Genomic DNA, 17,172 nt, shown 5'->3' on the forward strand with positions numbered 1-17,172 from the left:
CGAGTCCGGTCCATTTATCAGTGATTCTAACAAGGCTATATGAATAAATTTTGATTTGATATATTGGATACAATATTTAGTATGAAATTGGACTGTTTTTCGTTACATTGAAGACTGTATTAACTTGTCTATTAATTAAGGAAAAATGATGACTACAGGTAAATTAGGATTGTTTATTGCTACATGGATGACGCTGTGTGTTGGCTGTCAGAGTGTGCAACAAAGTAATTCAGAAAAGGTGGATAGATTAACAGTAGGTGTAGTTCAAAAGGAGATAAAAAATGGTATGCCATCAACGGATGTGGTTGCTGCACTTGGTAGCCCAAATATAGTTAAAACAGCACCAAGCGGAAATGAAGTGTGGGTATATGATAAGTTTTCAAAAGAACAAGTTTATCAGACCTCAGGAGGAACTCTAGGGTACTTTTCTGGCAACGGAGGAGGGATTGTTTCTGCCGAGCAAGGCAGCAGTCAGGTTAGTTCGAATACGTTAACGGTCATCATCAAATTTGATCAGCTAAGTAATGTGAGTTCAATTGCTTATCACCGCAGTAAATTTTAATTAACAGGTAAGAGCTAATGAATTTACTGAAGTATTTTAGCGTATTGTTATGCGTGATAAGTGTACTTGGATGTGCATCAAAACAACAGCAAATGTCGACTTTAGAAGTGCGCAGTATGCAAACGAAAGAATACGATAGTACGACTCAATTGGTGGTGTTTAAAGCGTTGATAAATGCATTGTTAGATAGAGGGTTTACCCTGACATCTTCTGACTCAGATGCTGGTGTGGTGTTAGCAAATAGTACGACGACACAAACGAATGGCACAGAAGTACTCACAAAAGCAGTTGCCACGTATTTTACTCTGGGCCTTAATTGGGTATTTGGTGATAATAACCTAGATGATACGATTTCCATTGATATCTCAGCCAATGTGACTCAGCTAAAAGGGATCACAAGAGTTAGGATTAATGCCATTGCAAAGCGTTTAAATAGCAGTGGAGAAGTCGTTGAATCTGACATGATTGTTGAACCACAATATTACAACTCAATTTTTGAACAAATTGAAAAGTCGGTATTTTTAGAACAAAACCTCGATTAAAGCGACCATGCTATCCAAAATAAGAACTGAAATAGGTGGTATTCAGTTCTTATTTTATCGATATAAAGCGCTTCTGCTATGAGGCGCGTTTTGTCTCGAGTAAAGCTTGCAAATGTGTATATATGGTATTTTTGCATACCAGAGTATGGGGGCGGGTGAGCGATATACCACGGCCTACCACAACCGCTTTTTTTGCCGCATTTAACATCGCGACGTCATTGTGATCATTGCCAAAACACATGGTTGACGACAGGTCGAGCTGCAATAATTGTAGCGCAGAAAGTTTGTTGCTTTGTTCAGTGACAATATCAAAGCAATCCGTACCACTATGGTGATAAAAAGAGAACTTATCAAAATGTTGCTCACAGTAGGCTTTTATTTCTTTATAACGACTTCCTTCAAGCACTAAGAGCTTGATGACTTGTTGTTCACGTAAGCTCGCATTACAAGCTGGAGGAGTGCCAAGCTTAGCGACCCACTGATGAAATTCATGCGGCTTGTCTGAAATTGCATAATCGTAATGCCCGTCATAAAGGTAAGCAATGCCTTCACGGTCAAGCCATTCAAGTAACTGTACTATTTGTGCTTTATTAAAAGCATTTGCATTGGTGACTTGCTGCGCTTTGCTGATCATTGCCCCATTGCATCCAATTAAGGTGTGATCCCAAAAGTGTTTGGGTAGGACTGGCAACGTATCTCTTAATGGTCGGGCTGTTGCAAAGTAAGTATTAATACCTGCGGCCTCTAATTCTATGAGCGTGTCACTGAGTGCGCTAGTGAGAGGTTTGCCTTCAAAAATAAGTGTTCCGTCTAAATCGAAAACAAAGTTTTTAATACCCTTCATGTTACTCCTTGGTTATCTCAAATCAGGACTATTTTGCAATGAAAGTAGGGTTATTGTCTAAAGGTTTATTCTGAATTTAATCAGCCTATATTGAATTGTCGTTTTAAGCTGTGTTTTTCTATTTGTAAATTGTAACATTATGATTTTATTTATTATAAATATGATAGGAAACTTTTATAAAACTGATAAGACGTCGCGTTAGTAACGACCTACAGTGGCCTTGGAACTTTTCGAAAAAAGTAAATTGGAGCTGGAATGAAAAAAATAACATTAGCTACATTGGTATTGCTATATGGTAATCGGGTTTGGGCAGCAGACGTAATTGAGCCGCCAATGGCGAGTATTCCTGCAGGGAGTTTTACGGTACAAACCGAAAATGATGAAAGTTATGATGTCACGGTGCCCGCATTTCAGATGGCTAAATATGAATTGACCGTTGCTGAATATAGCCGATTTATTTCTGACACAGGATATGAAAGTGCGAACAATTGCTCACATCGTATTGATTCAGGGTGGTTTAGCGGTCCGAGTGATGGTAGTTGGGACAATAATATATATCGGTTCTCAGAGTTTCATCCTGTTGTATGTATTAACTATGATAATGCCGTTGCGTATACGCAGTGGTTATCACGTAAAACGGGCAAAGATTATCGTTTGTTGTCTGAAGCTCAGTGGCAATATGTTGTTGAAAGTGGCGGATTACAAGAATACATAAAAGCAGAGGGTAAAAAGCGTGAGCAAATATGTGATGTGGCTAATTTGGCTGATTTACATGCTCAAAATATGTCTGAAAAATTATACGGTGCGTCTTACACTGCAGCTTATAATGTTGAGAACTGTAGCGATAAAGAGGTAACGCTCGCTATGGTTGGTATGTATAAAGCCGATAAATATGGTGTGCATGATTTAGTGGGTAACGCGAACGAAATTATGGCAGATTGTTATGTTAGTGATACCGATAAGTTGAAAAGTGAAGGTGTCACCAAGACTGGAAAGGAGTGCAAAGCCTTTTTTTCTAAGGGTGGCGCTTGGCATTGGGGAATTCAAAATGTATTGGAGCGTTCTCAAAAAAGCCGGGACTTTTTAGGGGCAATTGAAGGGTTTCGTATAGTGCGTGATACCGCTGGACAACAGCTTGAGTCGCAAGAAGGCTCTACTTGGTTTGTGAACACGCTTAAAAAAGAACAGGTAAAAGCTAGGCGAGTACATGCACAAGTAGCAAATTACCCAAAGCAAGTGACGGGCGTAAAGCTCACTGAATTTAAAGAGAAAGTGGAGTTAAGTTGGCAGCTAAGTAATGATGAAATACAGCCAACATATCAAGTGATCAGACAAGATCTTTTGAATAATCATAAAGAGGTTATTGTTGGCTCTGGTATAAATGGGCGAGTTACAGACTTAAACCCTCTACCACATAAAGCGCGTTATTCTGTGGTTGCTTATTATGGTGATAGGCCGAGCTTACACAGCGAAACGATTGACACATCGGCCTATATTACACATGCCATACCAGGGAAAATTGAAGGGGAGGCCTTTTCACAAGGTACTGATATTGAAGTTATGAACTCAGTGCAAGAAGTGAAAGAGGACCGCGTGTTTGCAAGCTTAGGCTTGGCGAAAGCACAGTACAAAATTGATGTATCAACGGCGGGGCAATATGCTTTGCAGCCGAGGGTGTATCATACGGGCAGCAGCAAGCGTGTTGAAGTTAAGCTTAATGGTCGAGTGATTACGTCATTTTCGACTTCGTCTGAGCAAGGGTGGCAAGTTGTCCAAGATGTACACATCAACTTACCCAAAGGTGAGCATACATTGTCATTGCAAGGGCTTGAAGCTCGGTTGTCGGTTAATTGGATGGATATACGGCGTTTATAGTTTTTATTGTTGTCAAACAGTAAGTATAAGGACGTACTTGTTGTTTGAAATTCAATCTATTTATTTTGCAGCAAAGCGAACGTTGGATTATTTTGGTTTGCAAATACTCATTTAAAGATTAATCTATCAACTAATGACAGTTGCTATAAAATAATAATGATTAATTTTTTAAACTTTCAATTTGATGTAGAGCAAGGTTTACTTTCCCAAGAACAGCAGTTTGTTTCATTGAACCATACCCAAATACAGTTACTTACTTTACTTATTAGTGAGCCAGCAAGGGTGTTTAGTAAAGAGGAAATATTGGCAGCAGTATGGCAACACAAAGTGGTGTCAGAACAAGTCATATTTCAAAACATCAGCCAGTTACGTGCATTACTGGGTGAAAGTGCCATTAGAACCTTTCCAAAGAAAGGGTATCAATGGAATATTCCTTTAGAAGATATAGGCAATGTACATTCAATAACGGAACCAGAGTCTGCGTCTAGTGAATTAACCAGCGTAAGACCTGCAACGAACAAAATAGAGCCATTATCAGTTAAGTTAAGCAACGCAACATCTTTAAGTGGCGAACATAAATGTGCGAGTTATAAGAAGCGTTCTTATAACTCGTTTGTTTATGCTGGGGTTATACTTTGTATTAGTTTATTTTTCATTATATATATTTCAGCAAGTAGCGTATTTAATGGCAAGCATTTTGTTGATTCTCAGTTTGATAGTGTATTTTTACCACTTACTTTACAAAGCAATAAAAAATTGGCTCAAGAAACTGAGCAATTAAATCAATTACTGAGTAGTGAATTTAATATACCGAGCAATAAACTAGAACATGTGAATGAAGGGCAGTTTTTTAACTCGCCTTACATGACTTATCATACACTGCAAAAGGATAACACGGCGCTTTTGTTTTCGGGCACACTGTATGAGAATTATAATGAAGCCACTAAGCTATTTCAGCCTTATATGTTTGAGCTTTTAATACAAGGTTATGAACGGCAATGGGTCAGTTATTTATACGCGCAAGATATGACAGAGTTGAGTGGTAAAGTCATCGAACAAATGCGTATATTGAGTAACTCTCGTTATTTTATTCAGCAGCAAAGTGCGAATGTTTCAGCAGAGTTAGTGTTATTAAATGGCCAGTTCCCACTAAACTTAAGTGTGCTACAAAAACTAGCTGAACGGTTTATCGATGAAGACAAGTTCGATGCTGCTGATGGTTACATAGAGCAGCTTTTAACATTAAGTACGGAACGACAACATGCCTTGTATTATGCTTATGGCAAGTGGCTAAAAGGTGCGTTATTTGCCGCAAAAGGCAAGCAAGCGCTGGCACTGGCACTCTATGAGCAGGCGAATACGCTATTCTCAGACACTTTGCTATATGGTTTGCAAAGTGAGGTGAATAAATCACTTGCTGATTTGGCTCATGACAATCGTGACTATGACAAAGTCAAAGCGTATTTATATGCAGCAGCCAGCTTAGCGCGTTTAGCAAGAAAACCGGTACAGGAAATTCGTGCATATACGTTGTTGTCAATTAAGGCGCGTAAATTTGGCTTTGACAAAGCCAGTTATGATCATCTTTATCAAGCCAAAACGTTATTGGCAGAATATGAACTAGATGGTTCTCACTATATGCTGCCCTTTTACCACTTTGCTTTATTTGCATCGACTACTGAGGAGAAACAGCACTTTTTTCATGAAGTATTACGAATGCCGGTTACACCAGACAATGAATGGGTTTTTTTTAGTGCTGTTGAAGCCTTAAGTAAGCTATATCTAAGAAAAAATGACTTTAGTGCAGCAAAAGCAGTGATTGTTCAAGTTAAAAAACCTGCGTTAAAGGCTTACTTAGATGCACAATATCATCAAGCAAATGGCGATGCTCCTCAGGCAATATTGTCAGCGCAAGATGCGTTTAATTTTAGCCGTACACAACATACACTGTGGCTCAGTTTAAATAGTGCCCTATTATTATTAGAGCTTGCAAATACGACGCACAACTTAGAAGTGTCAGAGTATCGCGTTTTTATTGAGTCGAATGCTAATCTTAGCTGGTTACAATGGCGTCAAGCGCGTTTAGCTCAGGTCGGTATAGCAGTACCAGCGTCGTGAGTTAAACCATTGGTGCTTTTAAAACAGTACATTGTTAGAATCTTGAGGGTTTTCTTTAAAGAGAAAGCGTAGTTCGTGTGGTGGTTTTTTTAAGGTACCTAATAAGGTGGTTACCTTCTCGGCATTACCATTAAAGTTGTGAATGAGTTGGTAAAGATCATCACCAGAGTCTGTAATGAGTTTATCTAAGTCACTTTCATCTTGTAAATCAAACTGAGACACCAACCCAGACTCAAAAAGCTGAGACTTTAAGTGGCTTTTCGAATTATTAACCGAGCTCTGAATACTGTCTAAAATGGCTTTGTTATGGGTTTCAATTGATAGGATCTGCGCGACCAAGCTGGCTTGACGCATTATATGCGTAATGGCCATTTCAAGTGCATCCATGAGGTGTGCAATTACATCTAATTGTTCACCAACATTCTTAGCTAAAAACACCACTGATTGCCAATTAAAAATAACCGCCCCTTGAGCAAGCTTATGAATATGGTCCAGATCTTTGTGGTGGCTCAGTAGTTCTTTTTCTAATTTGGCAACGTGATTGGATGAGCTAACGGTGTTTTTAGTCTGTTTAAAGTGAATCACACCATTGAGGTTTAATGAGTGCACAGTATTGAGTAATACTTGTGTTAGACTTTTCATATCAGCACAATAATGGCTAGCCTGCATAAATAAGCTAATGGCCTTCATGTAGGCGTTTTGTTTTTGTAAATCAAGTAACAGAGACTCCGTTTCGTCAATGGTATCGAGTGCTTCATAGTGTTGCTGTTCAGCCGTAAGAATGGCTTCAACTTTAATTTTTATTTCATCTGGATGTACTGTTTTAGAGATGAAATCGTTGGCGCCTATTTCGTAAGCTTTGATATGGCCATCAACGGAAGTGAGACTAGAAATAAATACGATGGGTGTTGTTTGCATGACCTGCATATTTCTAAGTTGCGTACATACTTCAAACCCAGAAATCCCAGTCATAACCACATCAAGCAGAATTAAGTCAGGTTTAAAAGTTTGTGCACGTTCTACACCTTGCTCACCTGAGCATGCAACATCTACCGTGAAATGAGCAAAGGTTTTTTGTAATAACGTGCGGTAGAAATCTTCATCGTCAATAATTAGAATTCGTGGTGTTGTCACAGGCTTGTCCTAATGTATGAAGGTCACAGATTTATTCAATATAGTGCAAACAAGGATAAATGAAACTTTATCACCCGTGCAGGTAATTTTAATTGTATTTATATAAGTAACCTCAGCTCTGGATAAGCGAATTTGCCCAATAAAGCTATTTTTCTCACTCTCGGCGTTGCTTTCATTTGTAATAGCCCGCTGTTACTGCATAAAAGCGCCTTGATTTTGCACAAAATATCATTATTGGATTGTACGTAAGTTTGTTTACAAAACATTTTCTATTCCAAAACCCTTATCCAAACCTGAGGTGAAGTAATAAGTGTTTGAGGTGCTAATTATCGATTGATTAGGGAGTGCAGCAATCGAGGCGTCATATACCAGTGATGATTGAATGTTGCGTATTTCGAACTAACCGAATGATTTTCATTAATAAGGTGTAACATTGAACTATGACCTAAGTCATGAGTTTGCAATTTATTAAAAATATCTTACATTTTGATCTTGAGTATTCTGAGAATGGCCTCAATACTATTAGTGAGGTAAGCAAAAAAAAGGATACCCTATGAAAATTAATCTTTCAGGCCACCACGTAGATGTTACTGATTCAGTGAAAAGCCACGTCCAAGAAAAGTTTGCCAAAATAGCGAGTCACTTTCCTTCACTGTTGTCGATTGACATAATTATCAGTAACGAGCATAAAAAGTTTTACACTGAAATTACAACTACCTATTCAGGTGTGAGTATTTCAGTAAAAGGTGAGAATGAAGTAATGTACCCAGCGATCGCAAGTGCAGCAAAAAAATTAGATGCCGCACTTAAACATCGTAAAGGTCAGTTAAAAGCCAATTTACATGCAAAGCCTGTTAGCACAACACCGGAAATAGCACACGAAATCATCCAGGAAATGGAATTACGTTAAGCTGAGATAAATCTCGACATTTAAGATGAATAGGGCCTAGATAGGCCCTTTTTTTATGTTAGACTCGGCTTCTTTTCACTTTTTAATAAAAACTATGGCTGATTATCAAGCAGTATTAGATCGAGTCATTGATCATATAAAGCCCTTACTATATCAAGGCACTGTCGCCGACTATATACCTGCACTTGCAGAGCAAAGCTTAGGGCAGTTCTCAATTGCAATTCAAACCAATGATGGTCAAAGCTTCAGTGCCGGTGATATTGACGCACGTTTTACAGTGCAGTCTGTATCAAAAGTAATGACCTTAACTATGGCACTACAACGCTACGGTGATGAGTTATGGCAGCGTGTGGGAAAAGAGCCTTCAGGTACCGCTTTTAATTCACTGACTCAATTAGAGTTCGAAAATGGCTTACCAAGAAATCCATTTATTAATGCTGGGGCAATCGTGACGTGCGACGCCCTATATTCTCGCTTAGGTGCGCCAATTCATACAATGTTAGAGCATTATCGCGCACAATCAGGCAATGACAAAGTTAAAATAAATAAACGAGTTGCACAGTCTGAATTTGAGCATCGGTATAGAAATGCGGCGATGGCTTATTTGATGAAGTCATTCGGTAACTTTAACAATGACGTAGAAGAAGTGTTGTGGTCTTATTTTAATTATTGTGCGATTGAACTAGACTGTGTGGAGCTGGCTAAGACCTTTTCATACTTATCAAACCAAGGTTATTGCCAACACAGTAAACAACAGTTATTGACAGCTAAGCAAACGAAGCAATTAAACTCGTTATTATTTACCAGTGGTTTGTATGATGCTGCGGGAGATTTTGCGTATCGTGTTGGTATGCCGGGTAAGTCAGGCGTAGCGGGCGGTATTATTGCGGTGTTGCCGAATCAATTTACGGTGGCCGTATGGTCACCTGGACTTGATAAGGTTGGCAATTCTGTGGCAGGTATTGCCGCACTCGAATTCTTAAGTGAAGAACTCGGCACGGCTATTTTTTAACTTGAGCTCAGTGTTTTTCTTACTGGGTATCATTTATCCCAGTAAGAAGTTTCCAGTGAATCTTCACGTTCAGGTAATCCACGAGAAAGGCGTGGAGAGTGCTGTACCAATACTTCATAGCTTGCTCGGTTAGCGTATTTACTAATTTGTGCAAGAGACGAGTAAGTGATGGCTGCTTGTTCATGCTTTGCCGAGTTTGGCACATTCAATTTGTGATACTCGTTCGCAGATAAATCATGTAAAACGGCCGCTAGCGCACAATCACCAGCCCCATTGGTATTTTTAATGGTATCTGGGCCACCCATATAAGGTGCTGTATGACTATAAGCACGAATTGGGTTTGGGCAATCCGCTTTACGCATCGCACGTGAGAATTCGTATTGGTTAAATTCAGGAATAGCACCTGGTAATAAAGGGTATTCAGTTTCACGTTTTACGCTGTCTTCAACATAACCCGCCATAAATAAGCCTTTGGGCCCTGCTGTACAGATAACCAAATCAACCCAATCAAGCGCTTTATCGGCAGCAAGTAGCGGATCCGAGAAGCCTGTAATCGCTTCACCTTCCTCTTCATTCATTGCTAAAATATCGACATGCTTAGCGACAAATTCAGCCCACCAACTAGGATCTTGTTCGATTAAGAACTTAGTGCCTAAAGTTAATACCACAGGTACACCAGCTTGGTTCGCATATTCAACCGCTTGCATGGTTGCTTGCGTCATTGTTTCATCACCAGTGGTACGCATTAAATATGCGCTAATCACCAAGGCTGACGCGTCTTGGATCAAGCTTTGTGAAATAGATTCAGGACGCAGATAGTTCATTAATCCAGCGCTGATAGCAAATGTGCGTTCGCCACTGTCATCAATCAATGTAAAGCAACGACCAATAGGGCCATCAACAGGCTGTAAATGATCAAGGTCAACACGGCTAGATGTATTACATAAAAACTTATAAGCGTAGCTACCTATATTGATATTTTCACTCATCACGCCAAGTAATACTGAGCGATCATCTGCAAGCACTGAGTAATTGTGCATGGTATTACCAATGGTGCCACCAGCAAACTCGTAATCAACCATATCTTCGCGCTTTAAACGCTCGTATAACGCATTGGTAATATCACTGGCTATCACTTGCGACATACCACGCTGCAGGCCAAATTCATCAAGAAAGGCTTGATCTACTTTGGCTTCAATATCTACGACAATTTGGTCAATGCCACATATATAGCTGCGTTTTAATCTGTCGTCATTGCCCAATTGGTTTATTAGAGGGTCTTTTTCTTCCACTGGAAAATAGTGTTTATGCCTACGGCGTCCCGGAAATTTCATGTTATACCCGTGTGTTTGAGCTCAAGAAATAAAAAAAGCGGCGAATTATAGCGTAAGTGTGCCGTGTTGAGCCACGTCATTTTGGTAATTTTAGCAATAATATGTGGTATATTTGCTCTTGACGAATCCTTATTAATAGTAGCACGACATAAAATTCATGACGGAATTAGAGCAAGATCAATATTGGATGGCACAGGCGTTGGCTTATGCTGATCAAGCTGAGCAGCAAAATGAGATACCAGTGGGCGCACTTATTGTAAAAGACAATCAATTAATTGCGACAGGGTGGAATCAGTCTATTTGCCAGCATGACCCATCAGCACATGCAGAAATGCAAGCCGTTAGGGAAGCTGGTAAAGTACTCGAAAATTATCGTTTGGTTGACTGTACTTTATATGTCACGTTAGAGCCTTGCCCTATGTGTGCGGGCTTACTCGTACACAGTCGTTTAAAACGCTTAGTATTTGGCGCGCCGGATGCTAAAACAGGTGCAGCGGGGTCAGTGATGAATATCGTTAATGAACCTAAATTGAATCACCAAGTAGAGGTAACGCAGGGCGTACTTGCAGAGTTGTGTGCAGAAAAACTGTCAAACTTTTTTAAACGTCGTAGAAAAGAGATTAAAGCGGCTAAAAAAGCAAAGCAAGCGACTCAAGGCTGAGCCGCAATTTCTTCCATTTGTTGTTGCGCAAATAGTTTACGACGCAATAACACTTTCTTGTGGTTATTTTTCATAATAACCCGGCGGCGATTCGCCTGAGAATGTTGGGTGTTTCGTTTAAATTGGTGAGTTCGACGTCTTCTAAGCATCGGCACCTCCTTATTTGTGAGAGAAAAAACACATATGGCAGAATTGCAGGGATGTATTGCAATAGCATGACACTCGCATCGAAAAGATGCATTTTATTTGCCAGCTTTTGTATCAAGCGCTCCGTTTTCATCTAACCATATCAGCGCGTCGTAATATCGACGGATGTTGTTAACATACTGAACGGCAACATCGCCACGCGCATATCCATATCTGGTCTTTCGATAGTAGCGTTTTTTGATTAGAAGGGGTAGTCGTTTTTTTACCTCTGCCCAGCGGTCTGGATCACCCTTTTGCTGTTTGGTAATTTTCCTCGCATCGTTGACATGCCCCCAACCAACATTGTATGACGCCAATGCAAACCAAGTCCTATCAGGTTGACCGATGCTTTTCGGAATTCGTTTCAATAATTTTTGTAAATATTTAGCGCCTCCCCGAATATTTTGCTCAGGTTTAAGGCGGTTTGTGACACCCACTTGCTTGGCTGTTGGCTGGGTGAGCATCATTATGCCTCGCACACCGGTAGGGGACTTAGCACGCGGATTCCACATAGACTCTTGATAGCTTAAAGCGGCAAGTAAGCGCCAATCAAGCGGGCCGGCGTATTGTTCAAACCAAGCACGGTATTTTGGTAATGTTTTACGGGTGGCTTTAACGAATGACAGAGTATTCACATAATTAAATTCATTAACATGACCAAAATACTTTTCTTCTAAGGTGTAGAGGGTTTTGTCGTGTGCAACGGTATTAAAAAATGGCAATAGCAGTGCATAGAGCGAGTCATCGCTATCGTTTCTTAGTACCCACGCGACTTGATCTGAATGCGTAACGGAAAAGCCAATGCTGATATTGGGATGGTAACGTCGAAACAGAGCAAGGGTATGAGAGTCGGCAATGGTAAACTGAATTTCTTCATCTATCACGCCTTGTAGCAGCTCTTCTTCATCGAGATGGGAGGTTGTTTGCCATTCTAAGCTAGGGTATTCGTATTGTGCCTGCTCAAGAGATAAGGCATGGTTAGAATCATTGAGTACCACAATCGGTTCGTCAATATCGGCAAAACTGCGAGGTCGAGTACGGCCCTGTTTATAAACGAGTTTCTGGCTTACTTCTCGGTAGGTTGGACCAAAGCGGTAAGCGCGTTGTGGATGGTAACTCAGCCCTGATGCGGCTAAATCCAAATCGCCTTTGTCTAAGCGAGCAAATAACTCAGACAGACTGAAAAAAGGCACTATTTGTAACTCAACGCCTAAGTATTGCGCAAATTGATGACTAAGCTCATATTCAAAGCCTTGTTCACCTTGTTGCGATTGAAAGTAGTTACTTGGACCCACCAAAGTGCCAACTTTAATTACTTGCTGTTCTTTAATTCTTTCTAATTGATTGGGAGGTGTTTTATCACAGCCAGCAATTGCCAGTACTATGACAATCGTTAGATACGTCATTAATTGCTGCATTTTATGGCCTTTTAGCGAGGTTCTGTGCACTACGTTATCGAAATTACCGACTGAAAGCAAAACTCCCAGTACCTTGTTTTGTATACAACAAACACAGATTTTGCGTGGCAGTGCAAATGAGGGCACGGATTTTTTACGAGTTTTGACAATTTTGGGTTAAACCTAACCGCTATTTCTACTATAATGGCGACCCAAAATATCGTTCAATCCCTAACCCCGGATGAAAATACCTATGTTGATCTTACGTGGTGCACCTGCACTGTCTGATTTTAGAGTTCAAAAAATCCTTAAAAGCTGCGCTGACGCGAACTTACCTATCACAGGTATTTATGCTGAATTCATGCATTTTGCTGATTTAACAAGTGAACTATCTGAAGCCGAATTGGTTAAGTTAAACAAGCTGTTGGAGTATGGTCCGACAATCGCTGAGCATGAGCCAGCGGGTCAGTTAATTTTGGTTACACCTCGTCCAGGCACGATTTCACCTTGGGCGTCAAAAGCAACCGATATTGCAAACAACTGTGGCTTAAGCCAAGTACACCGTGTTGAGCGTGGTATTGCGTATTATGTTGAAGGCGAGTTATCCGCTGAGCAATTATCAGCAACGGCGGCACTATTACACGACCGCATGACTGAAGCCGTGCATTCTGAGCTTGAAAGTGCTGGTAAGTTATTTAGTGTTGATGAACCTAGCCCAATGTCATCGGTTGATATTTTAGGCGGTGGCCGTGAAGCGTTAGCGACAGCAAACGTAGAGCAAGGTTTTGCATTGGCAGATGATGAAATTGACTATTTGGTAGAAAACTTCCAAAAGTTAGGGCGTAACCCGAACGACATCGAATTATTTATGTTTGCGCAAGCAAACTCTGAGCACTGTCGTCATAAGATTTTCAATGCAGATTGGACAATCGACGGTGCTGAACAACCTAAATCATTGTTTAAAATGATTAAGAACACCTTTGAAAATAACCCAGAAAACGTATTGTCGGCATATAAAGACAATGCCGCAGTTATGAAGGGTTCTAAAGCAGGTCGTTTCTTCCCAAATAAAGAGGGTGAGTACACTTATAATCAAGAGAATATTGAAATCTTGATGAAAGTTGAAACTCACAACCACCCAACCGCTATAGCGCCTTTCTCTGGTGCTTCAACAGGCTCTGGTGGTGAAATTCGTGACGAAGGCGCAACCGGCCGTGGTTCTAAACCAAAAGCGGGTTTAGTGGGCTTTACCGTATCTAACTTGCGTATTCCGGGCTTTGAACAACCTTGGGAAAGCGACTTTGGTAAGCCTGGGCGTATTGTTAACGCATTAGACATTATGACTGAAGGGCCTCTGGGTGGCGCGGCATTTAACAACGAGTTTGGTCGCCCAAATCTACTGGGTTATTTCCGTACTTACGAAGAAAAAGTCACCAGCCACAATGGCGAAGAAGTACGTGGTTACCACAAACCAATTATGTTGGCCGGTGGATTAGGTAATATTCGTACTGATCACGTCCAAAAAGGTGAAATTCCAGTTGGTGCAAAGCTGATTGCACTGGGTGGCCCTGCTATGAACATCGGCTTAGGTGGCGGTGCCGCATCATCAATGGCATCGGGCCAGTCTAACGAAGACTTAGACTTTGCTTCGGTACAGCGCGAAAATCCTGAAATGGAACGTCGTTGTCAGGAAGTTATCGATAAATGTTGGCAGCTTGGAGATGAAAACCCTATTGCCTTTATCCATGATGTGGGCGCGGGTGGTCTGTCAAATGCTTTCCCTGAATTGGTGGATGATGGTGGCCGTGGTGGTAAATTCCAACTACGTAATATTCCAAACGATGAGCCAGGTATGGCACCACACGAAATCTGGTGTAACGAATCTCAAGAGCGTTATGTTTTAGCGGTAGGTGTTGAAGATTTTGACCGTTTTGAAGCCATTTGTAAGCGTGAACGTGCACAATATGCGGTGATTGGTGAAGCAACTGAAGAGCGTCATTTAACCGTTGCAGATAGTCACTTTGACAACAACCCAGTGGATTTACCACTGGATGTATTGTTAGGTAAAGCGCCTAAAATGCACCGTGATGTGACTTCTCAACAGGTTGAAGGCAGTGCCCTTGAAACTGCTAACATCGATGTAGAAGAAGCTGCAAAACGTTTATTGCGTTTACCAGCGATTGCAGAGAAAACCTTCTTGATCACCATTGGTGACCGCACGGTAACGGGCTTAGTAGCACGTGATCAGATGGTTGGCCCATGGCAAGTACCAGTTGCAAACTGTGCGGTCACTGCGGCAACGTATGATACGTATCACGGTGAAGCAATGTCATTGGGTGAACGTACGCCTGCGGCATTACTTAACTATGGTGCATCAGCACGCTTAGCAGTAGCTGAGTCACTGACTAACATCGCAGGAACAAACATTGGCAGCTTAGAGAACATCAAGTTATCAGCTAACTGGATGGCGGCGGCCGGTCACCCTGGTGAAGATGCGGGTCTGTATGAAGCGGTTAAAGCCGTGGGTGAAGAGCTGTGCCCTGCATTAGGCTTAACGATTCCGGTTGGTAAAGACTCTATGTCGATGAAAACCAAATGGGATGAGAATGGTGAAGAAAAGTCAGTTACTTCACCGCTGTCATTGATCATTACGGCATTTGGTCGTGTTGAAGACATTCGTAAAACAGTAACGCCGCAATTACGCACAGATAAAGGTGAAACATCACTTATCTTATTGGATTTAGGTGCGGGTCAAAACCGCATGGGTGCATCAAGTTTGGCACAAGTTTATAAGCAGCTAGGTGATAAAACGCCAGATGTGGATAGCCCTGAATTGTTAAAAGGTTTCTACAACGCGATGCAGGCGTTAGTGGCTGATGAAAAGCTACTTGCTTATCATGACCGTTCAGACGGTGGTTTATTTACTACAGTGACGGAAATGGCATTTGCGGGTCACACCGGTGTGACAGTGAACCTAGATGGCTTGGTCGGTAGCGACATTGAAGCACTTTATAATGAAGAGCTTGGTGGTGTTATTCAAGTGCGTAACAGCGACTTGAGCGCAGTACACGGTGTACTTGCTGCACACGGTTTAACAGCTATCAGCCATGAAATCGGCTCATTAAATAGCGAAGACACGGTGGTATTTAACCGCGCAGGTAAAGCGGTACTGAGTAATACACGTACTGAACTTCGTACTATTTGGGCTGAAACGACCTATCAAATGCAGGCACTTCGTGATAACCCGGAGTGTGCTAAGCAAGAATTTGATGCTAAATTTGACGCCAAAGACCCAGGTCTAAACGTGAAGTTAAGCTTCGATTTAAACGAAGACATTGCAGCGCCTTATATTGCAACCGGTGCAAAACCACAAATGGCAATCTTGCGTGAGCAAGGGGTTAACTCACATATTGAAATGGCTGCTGCGTTTAACCGTGCTGGATTTGCAGCTGTTGACGTGCACATGAGTGACATTTTAGAAGGCCGTTTAACACTTGAGCAGTTCAAAGGCTTAGTGGCATGTGGTGGTTTCTCATACGGTGATGTATTGGGTGCCGGTGAAGGTTGGGCGAAATCTATTTTGTTCAATGATATGGCGCGCGAGCAGTTCCAAACCTTCTTCCACCGTGAAGATACATTCAGCTTAGGTGTGTGCAATGGTTGTCAGATGTTGTCAACGGTGAAAGAACTGATCCCTGGCACTGAGCACTGGCCACGTTTTGTTACTAACAAGTCAGAGCGCTTTGAAGCCCGCTTTAGCTTAGTTGAAGTGCAAGAAAGCCCGTCAGTGTTCTTTAAAGGGATGGCGGGTTCTCGTATGCCTATCGCGGTTTCTCATGGTGAAGGCCATGCTGAATTTGCAAATCAGAGTGCGGTAGATACTGCCATTAACTCTGGTACTGTGGCATTGAAGTTTGTTGATAACTACGGTAACCCAACCACGCAATATCCAAATAACCCGAATGGATCTGTTGAAGGTATTACCGGTATTACCTCGACTGACGGTCGTGCTACTGTGATGATGCCTCACCCAGAGCGTGTATTCCGCGCTGTGGCAAACTCATGGCACCCAGATGAGTGGAAAGAAGACAGCCCATGGATGCGCATGTTCCGCAATGCACGTAAGCATGTTGGCTAAGTTAACTTAGTACAATCTATCGTGTTAAAAAGGTCGCTTATGCGGCCTTTTTTTATGTGACGTAACAGTATGGCGTGTACTTAATTTACCGTAACTTTAATAGGATACAGCTCATTCTGGCATCCGAGAGATTTGTAAACTGCGTTTAAGCTCTGCGGATCATTAGCCATACCTATCATAATATTTGAAGATTCATTGAATGTAATTGGCCTTTTAATGAGATTCATCATCAGTCTAGCTTGCTCTAATTAAAACGAAAGAATATTAAATAACAAATAGAGTGAATTGTTGTAATTTTTAATGTGGCTGATTCTGTGGTTTATTAATATATTCATATTTTAATAAATTGCACCTTAATGAGTTGATACGTTTAATTACATTTGTTTTTTAATGGATTTAATAAATGTTTTTTTAGGTTTGTTTCAATAAAAATATTAAATTTCTTTTTTTAGTCATCGA

The 17,172-nt window shown here is 41.1% G+C and carries 13 protein-coding genes; 8 read left to right on the forward strand and 5 right to left on the reverse strand.

Annotation, left to right across the window (positions count from 1 at the left end; all coding sequences use genetic code 11):
• Positions 1 to 148: 148 nt before the first annotated feature.
• Positions 149 to 562, forward strand: a complete 414-nt coding sequence (locus PAUR_RS03815; RefSeq protein ID WP_192506491.1) for a hypothetical protein — start codon at positions 149 to 151, stop codon at positions 560 to 562.
• Between the two features lie 17 nt (positions 563 to 579).
• The gene (locus tag PAUR_RS03820; RefSeq protein WP_192506492.1) at positions 580 to 1,104 is read left to right on the forward strand and encodes a hypothetical protein; all 525 of its coding nucleotides are present in this window, start codon (positions 580 to 582) and stop codon (positions 1,102 to 1,104) included.
• 76 nt (positions 1,105 to 1,180) lie between these two features.
• Here PAUR_RS03820 and PAUR_RS03825 read toward each other — a convergent pair whose 3' ends face one another.
• Positions 1,181 to 1,948: an HAD-IIB family hydrolase gene (locus PAUR_RS03825; RefSeq protein WP_192506493.1), complete on the reverse strand. Its 768-nt coding sequence runs from the start codon at positions 1,946 to 1,948 to the stop codon at positions 1,181 to 1,183.
• A 255-nt stretch (positions 1,949 to 2,203) separates the two neighbouring features.
• Between PAUR_RS03825 and PAUR_RS03830 the strand changes: the two genes are divergently transcribed.
• On the forward strand, positions 2,204 to 3,823 hold the full coding sequence (locus PAUR_RS03830; protein ID WP_192506494.1) for an SUMF1/EgtB/PvdO family nonheme iron enzyme: 1,620 nt from the start codon (positions 2,204 to 2,206) through the stop codon (positions 3,821 to 3,823).
• A 156-nt stretch (positions 3,824 to 3,979) separates the two neighbouring features.
• On the forward strand, positions 3,980 to 5,941 hold the full coding sequence (locus PAUR_RS03835) for a winged helix-turn-helix domain-containing protein (protein WP_192506495.1): 1,962 nt from the start codon (positions 3,980 to 3,982) through the stop codon (positions 5,939 to 5,941).
• 18 nt (positions 5,942 to 5,959) lie between these two features.
• Here PAUR_RS03835 and PAUR_RS03840 read toward each other — a convergent pair whose 3' ends face one another.
• The gene (locus PAUR_RS03840) at positions 5,960 to 7,075 is read right to left on the reverse strand and encodes a response regulator (protein ID WP_192506496.1); all 1,116 of its coding nucleotides are present in this window, start codon (positions 7,073 to 7,075) and stop codon (positions 5,960 to 5,962) included.
• 553 nt (positions 7,076 to 7,628) lie between these two features.
• Between PAUR_RS03840 and hpf the strand changes: the two genes are divergently transcribed.
• Positions 7,629 to 7,985 carry a ribosome hibernation-promoting factor, HPF/YfiA family gene (hpf, locus tag PAUR_RS03845; protein ID WP_192506497.1) on the forward strand — a complete coding sequence of 119 codons (357 nt, stop codon included), beginning with the start codon at positions 7,629 to 7,631 and terminating at the stop codon, positions 7,983 to 7,985.
• 94 nt (positions 7,986 to 8,079) lie between these two features.
• The gene (glsB, locus tag PAUR_RS03850) at positions 8,080 to 8,997 is read left to right on the forward strand and encodes a glutaminase B (RefSeq protein ID WP_192506498.1); all 918 of its coding nucleotides are present in this window, start codon (positions 8,080 to 8,082) and stop codon (positions 8,995 to 8,997) included.
• Between the two features lie 29 nt (positions 8,998 to 9,026).
• On the opposite strand, the gene PAUR_RS03855 is transcribed toward glsB, so the two are convergent.
• Positions 9,027 to 10,331 carry an inosine/guanosine kinase gene (locus tag PAUR_RS03855; protein WP_192506499.1) on the reverse strand — a complete coding sequence of 435 codons (1,305 nt, stop codon included), beginning with the start codon at positions 10,329 to 10,331 and terminating at the stop codon, positions 9,027 to 9,029.
• Between the two features lie 157 nt (positions 10,332 to 10,488).
• Here PAUR_RS03855 and tadA point away from each other — a divergent pair, with 157 nt between their 5' ends.
• Positions 10,489 to 10,992: a tRNA adenosine(34) deaminase TadA gene (gene tadA, locus PAUR_RS03860; RefSeq protein WP_192506500.1), complete on the forward strand. Its 504-nt coding sequence runs from the start codon at positions 10,489 to 10,491 to the stop codon at positions 10,990 to 10,992.
• Here the strand turns inward: tadA and PAUR_RS03865 are convergent.
• Both PAUR_RS03865 and mltF read right to left on the reverse strand, forming a co-directional pair.
• Positions 10,983 to 11,141: a hypothetical protein gene (locus PAUR_RS03865; RefSeq protein WP_192506501.1), complete on the reverse strand. Its 159-nt coding sequence runs from the start codon at positions 11,139 to 11,141 to the stop codon at positions 10,983 to 10,985. The two genes, tadA and PAUR_RS03865, sit on opposite strands and share 10 nt — an antisense overlap.
• Before the next feature lie 93 nt (positions 11,142 to 11,234).
• Positions 11,235 to 12,584: a membrane-bound lytic murein transglycosylase MltF gene (mltF, locus tag PAUR_RS03870; protein WP_404821669.1), complete on the reverse strand. Its 1,350-nt coding sequence runs from the start codon at positions 12,582 to 12,584 to the stop codon at positions 11,235 to 11,237.
• Between the two features lie 244 nt (positions 12,585 to 12,828).
• Here mltF and purL point away from each other — a divergent pair, with 244 nt between their 5' ends.
• The gene (gene purL / locus PAUR_RS03875) at positions 12,829 to 16,713 is read left to right on the forward strand and encodes a phosphoribosylformylglycinamidine synthase (protein WP_192506503.1); all 3,885 of its coding nucleotides are present in this window, start codon (positions 12,829 to 12,831) and stop codon (positions 16,711 to 16,713) included.
• Positions 16,714 to 17,172: the final 459 nt, after the last annotated feature.

Origin of the sequence: Pseudoalteromonas aurantia 208 (genome assembly GCF_014858725.1) — a bacterium.
Taxonomy (GTDB): domain Bacteria; phylum Pseudomonadota; class Gammaproteobacteria; order Enterobacterales; family Alteromonadaceae; genus Pseudoalteromonas; species Pseudoalteromonas aurantia.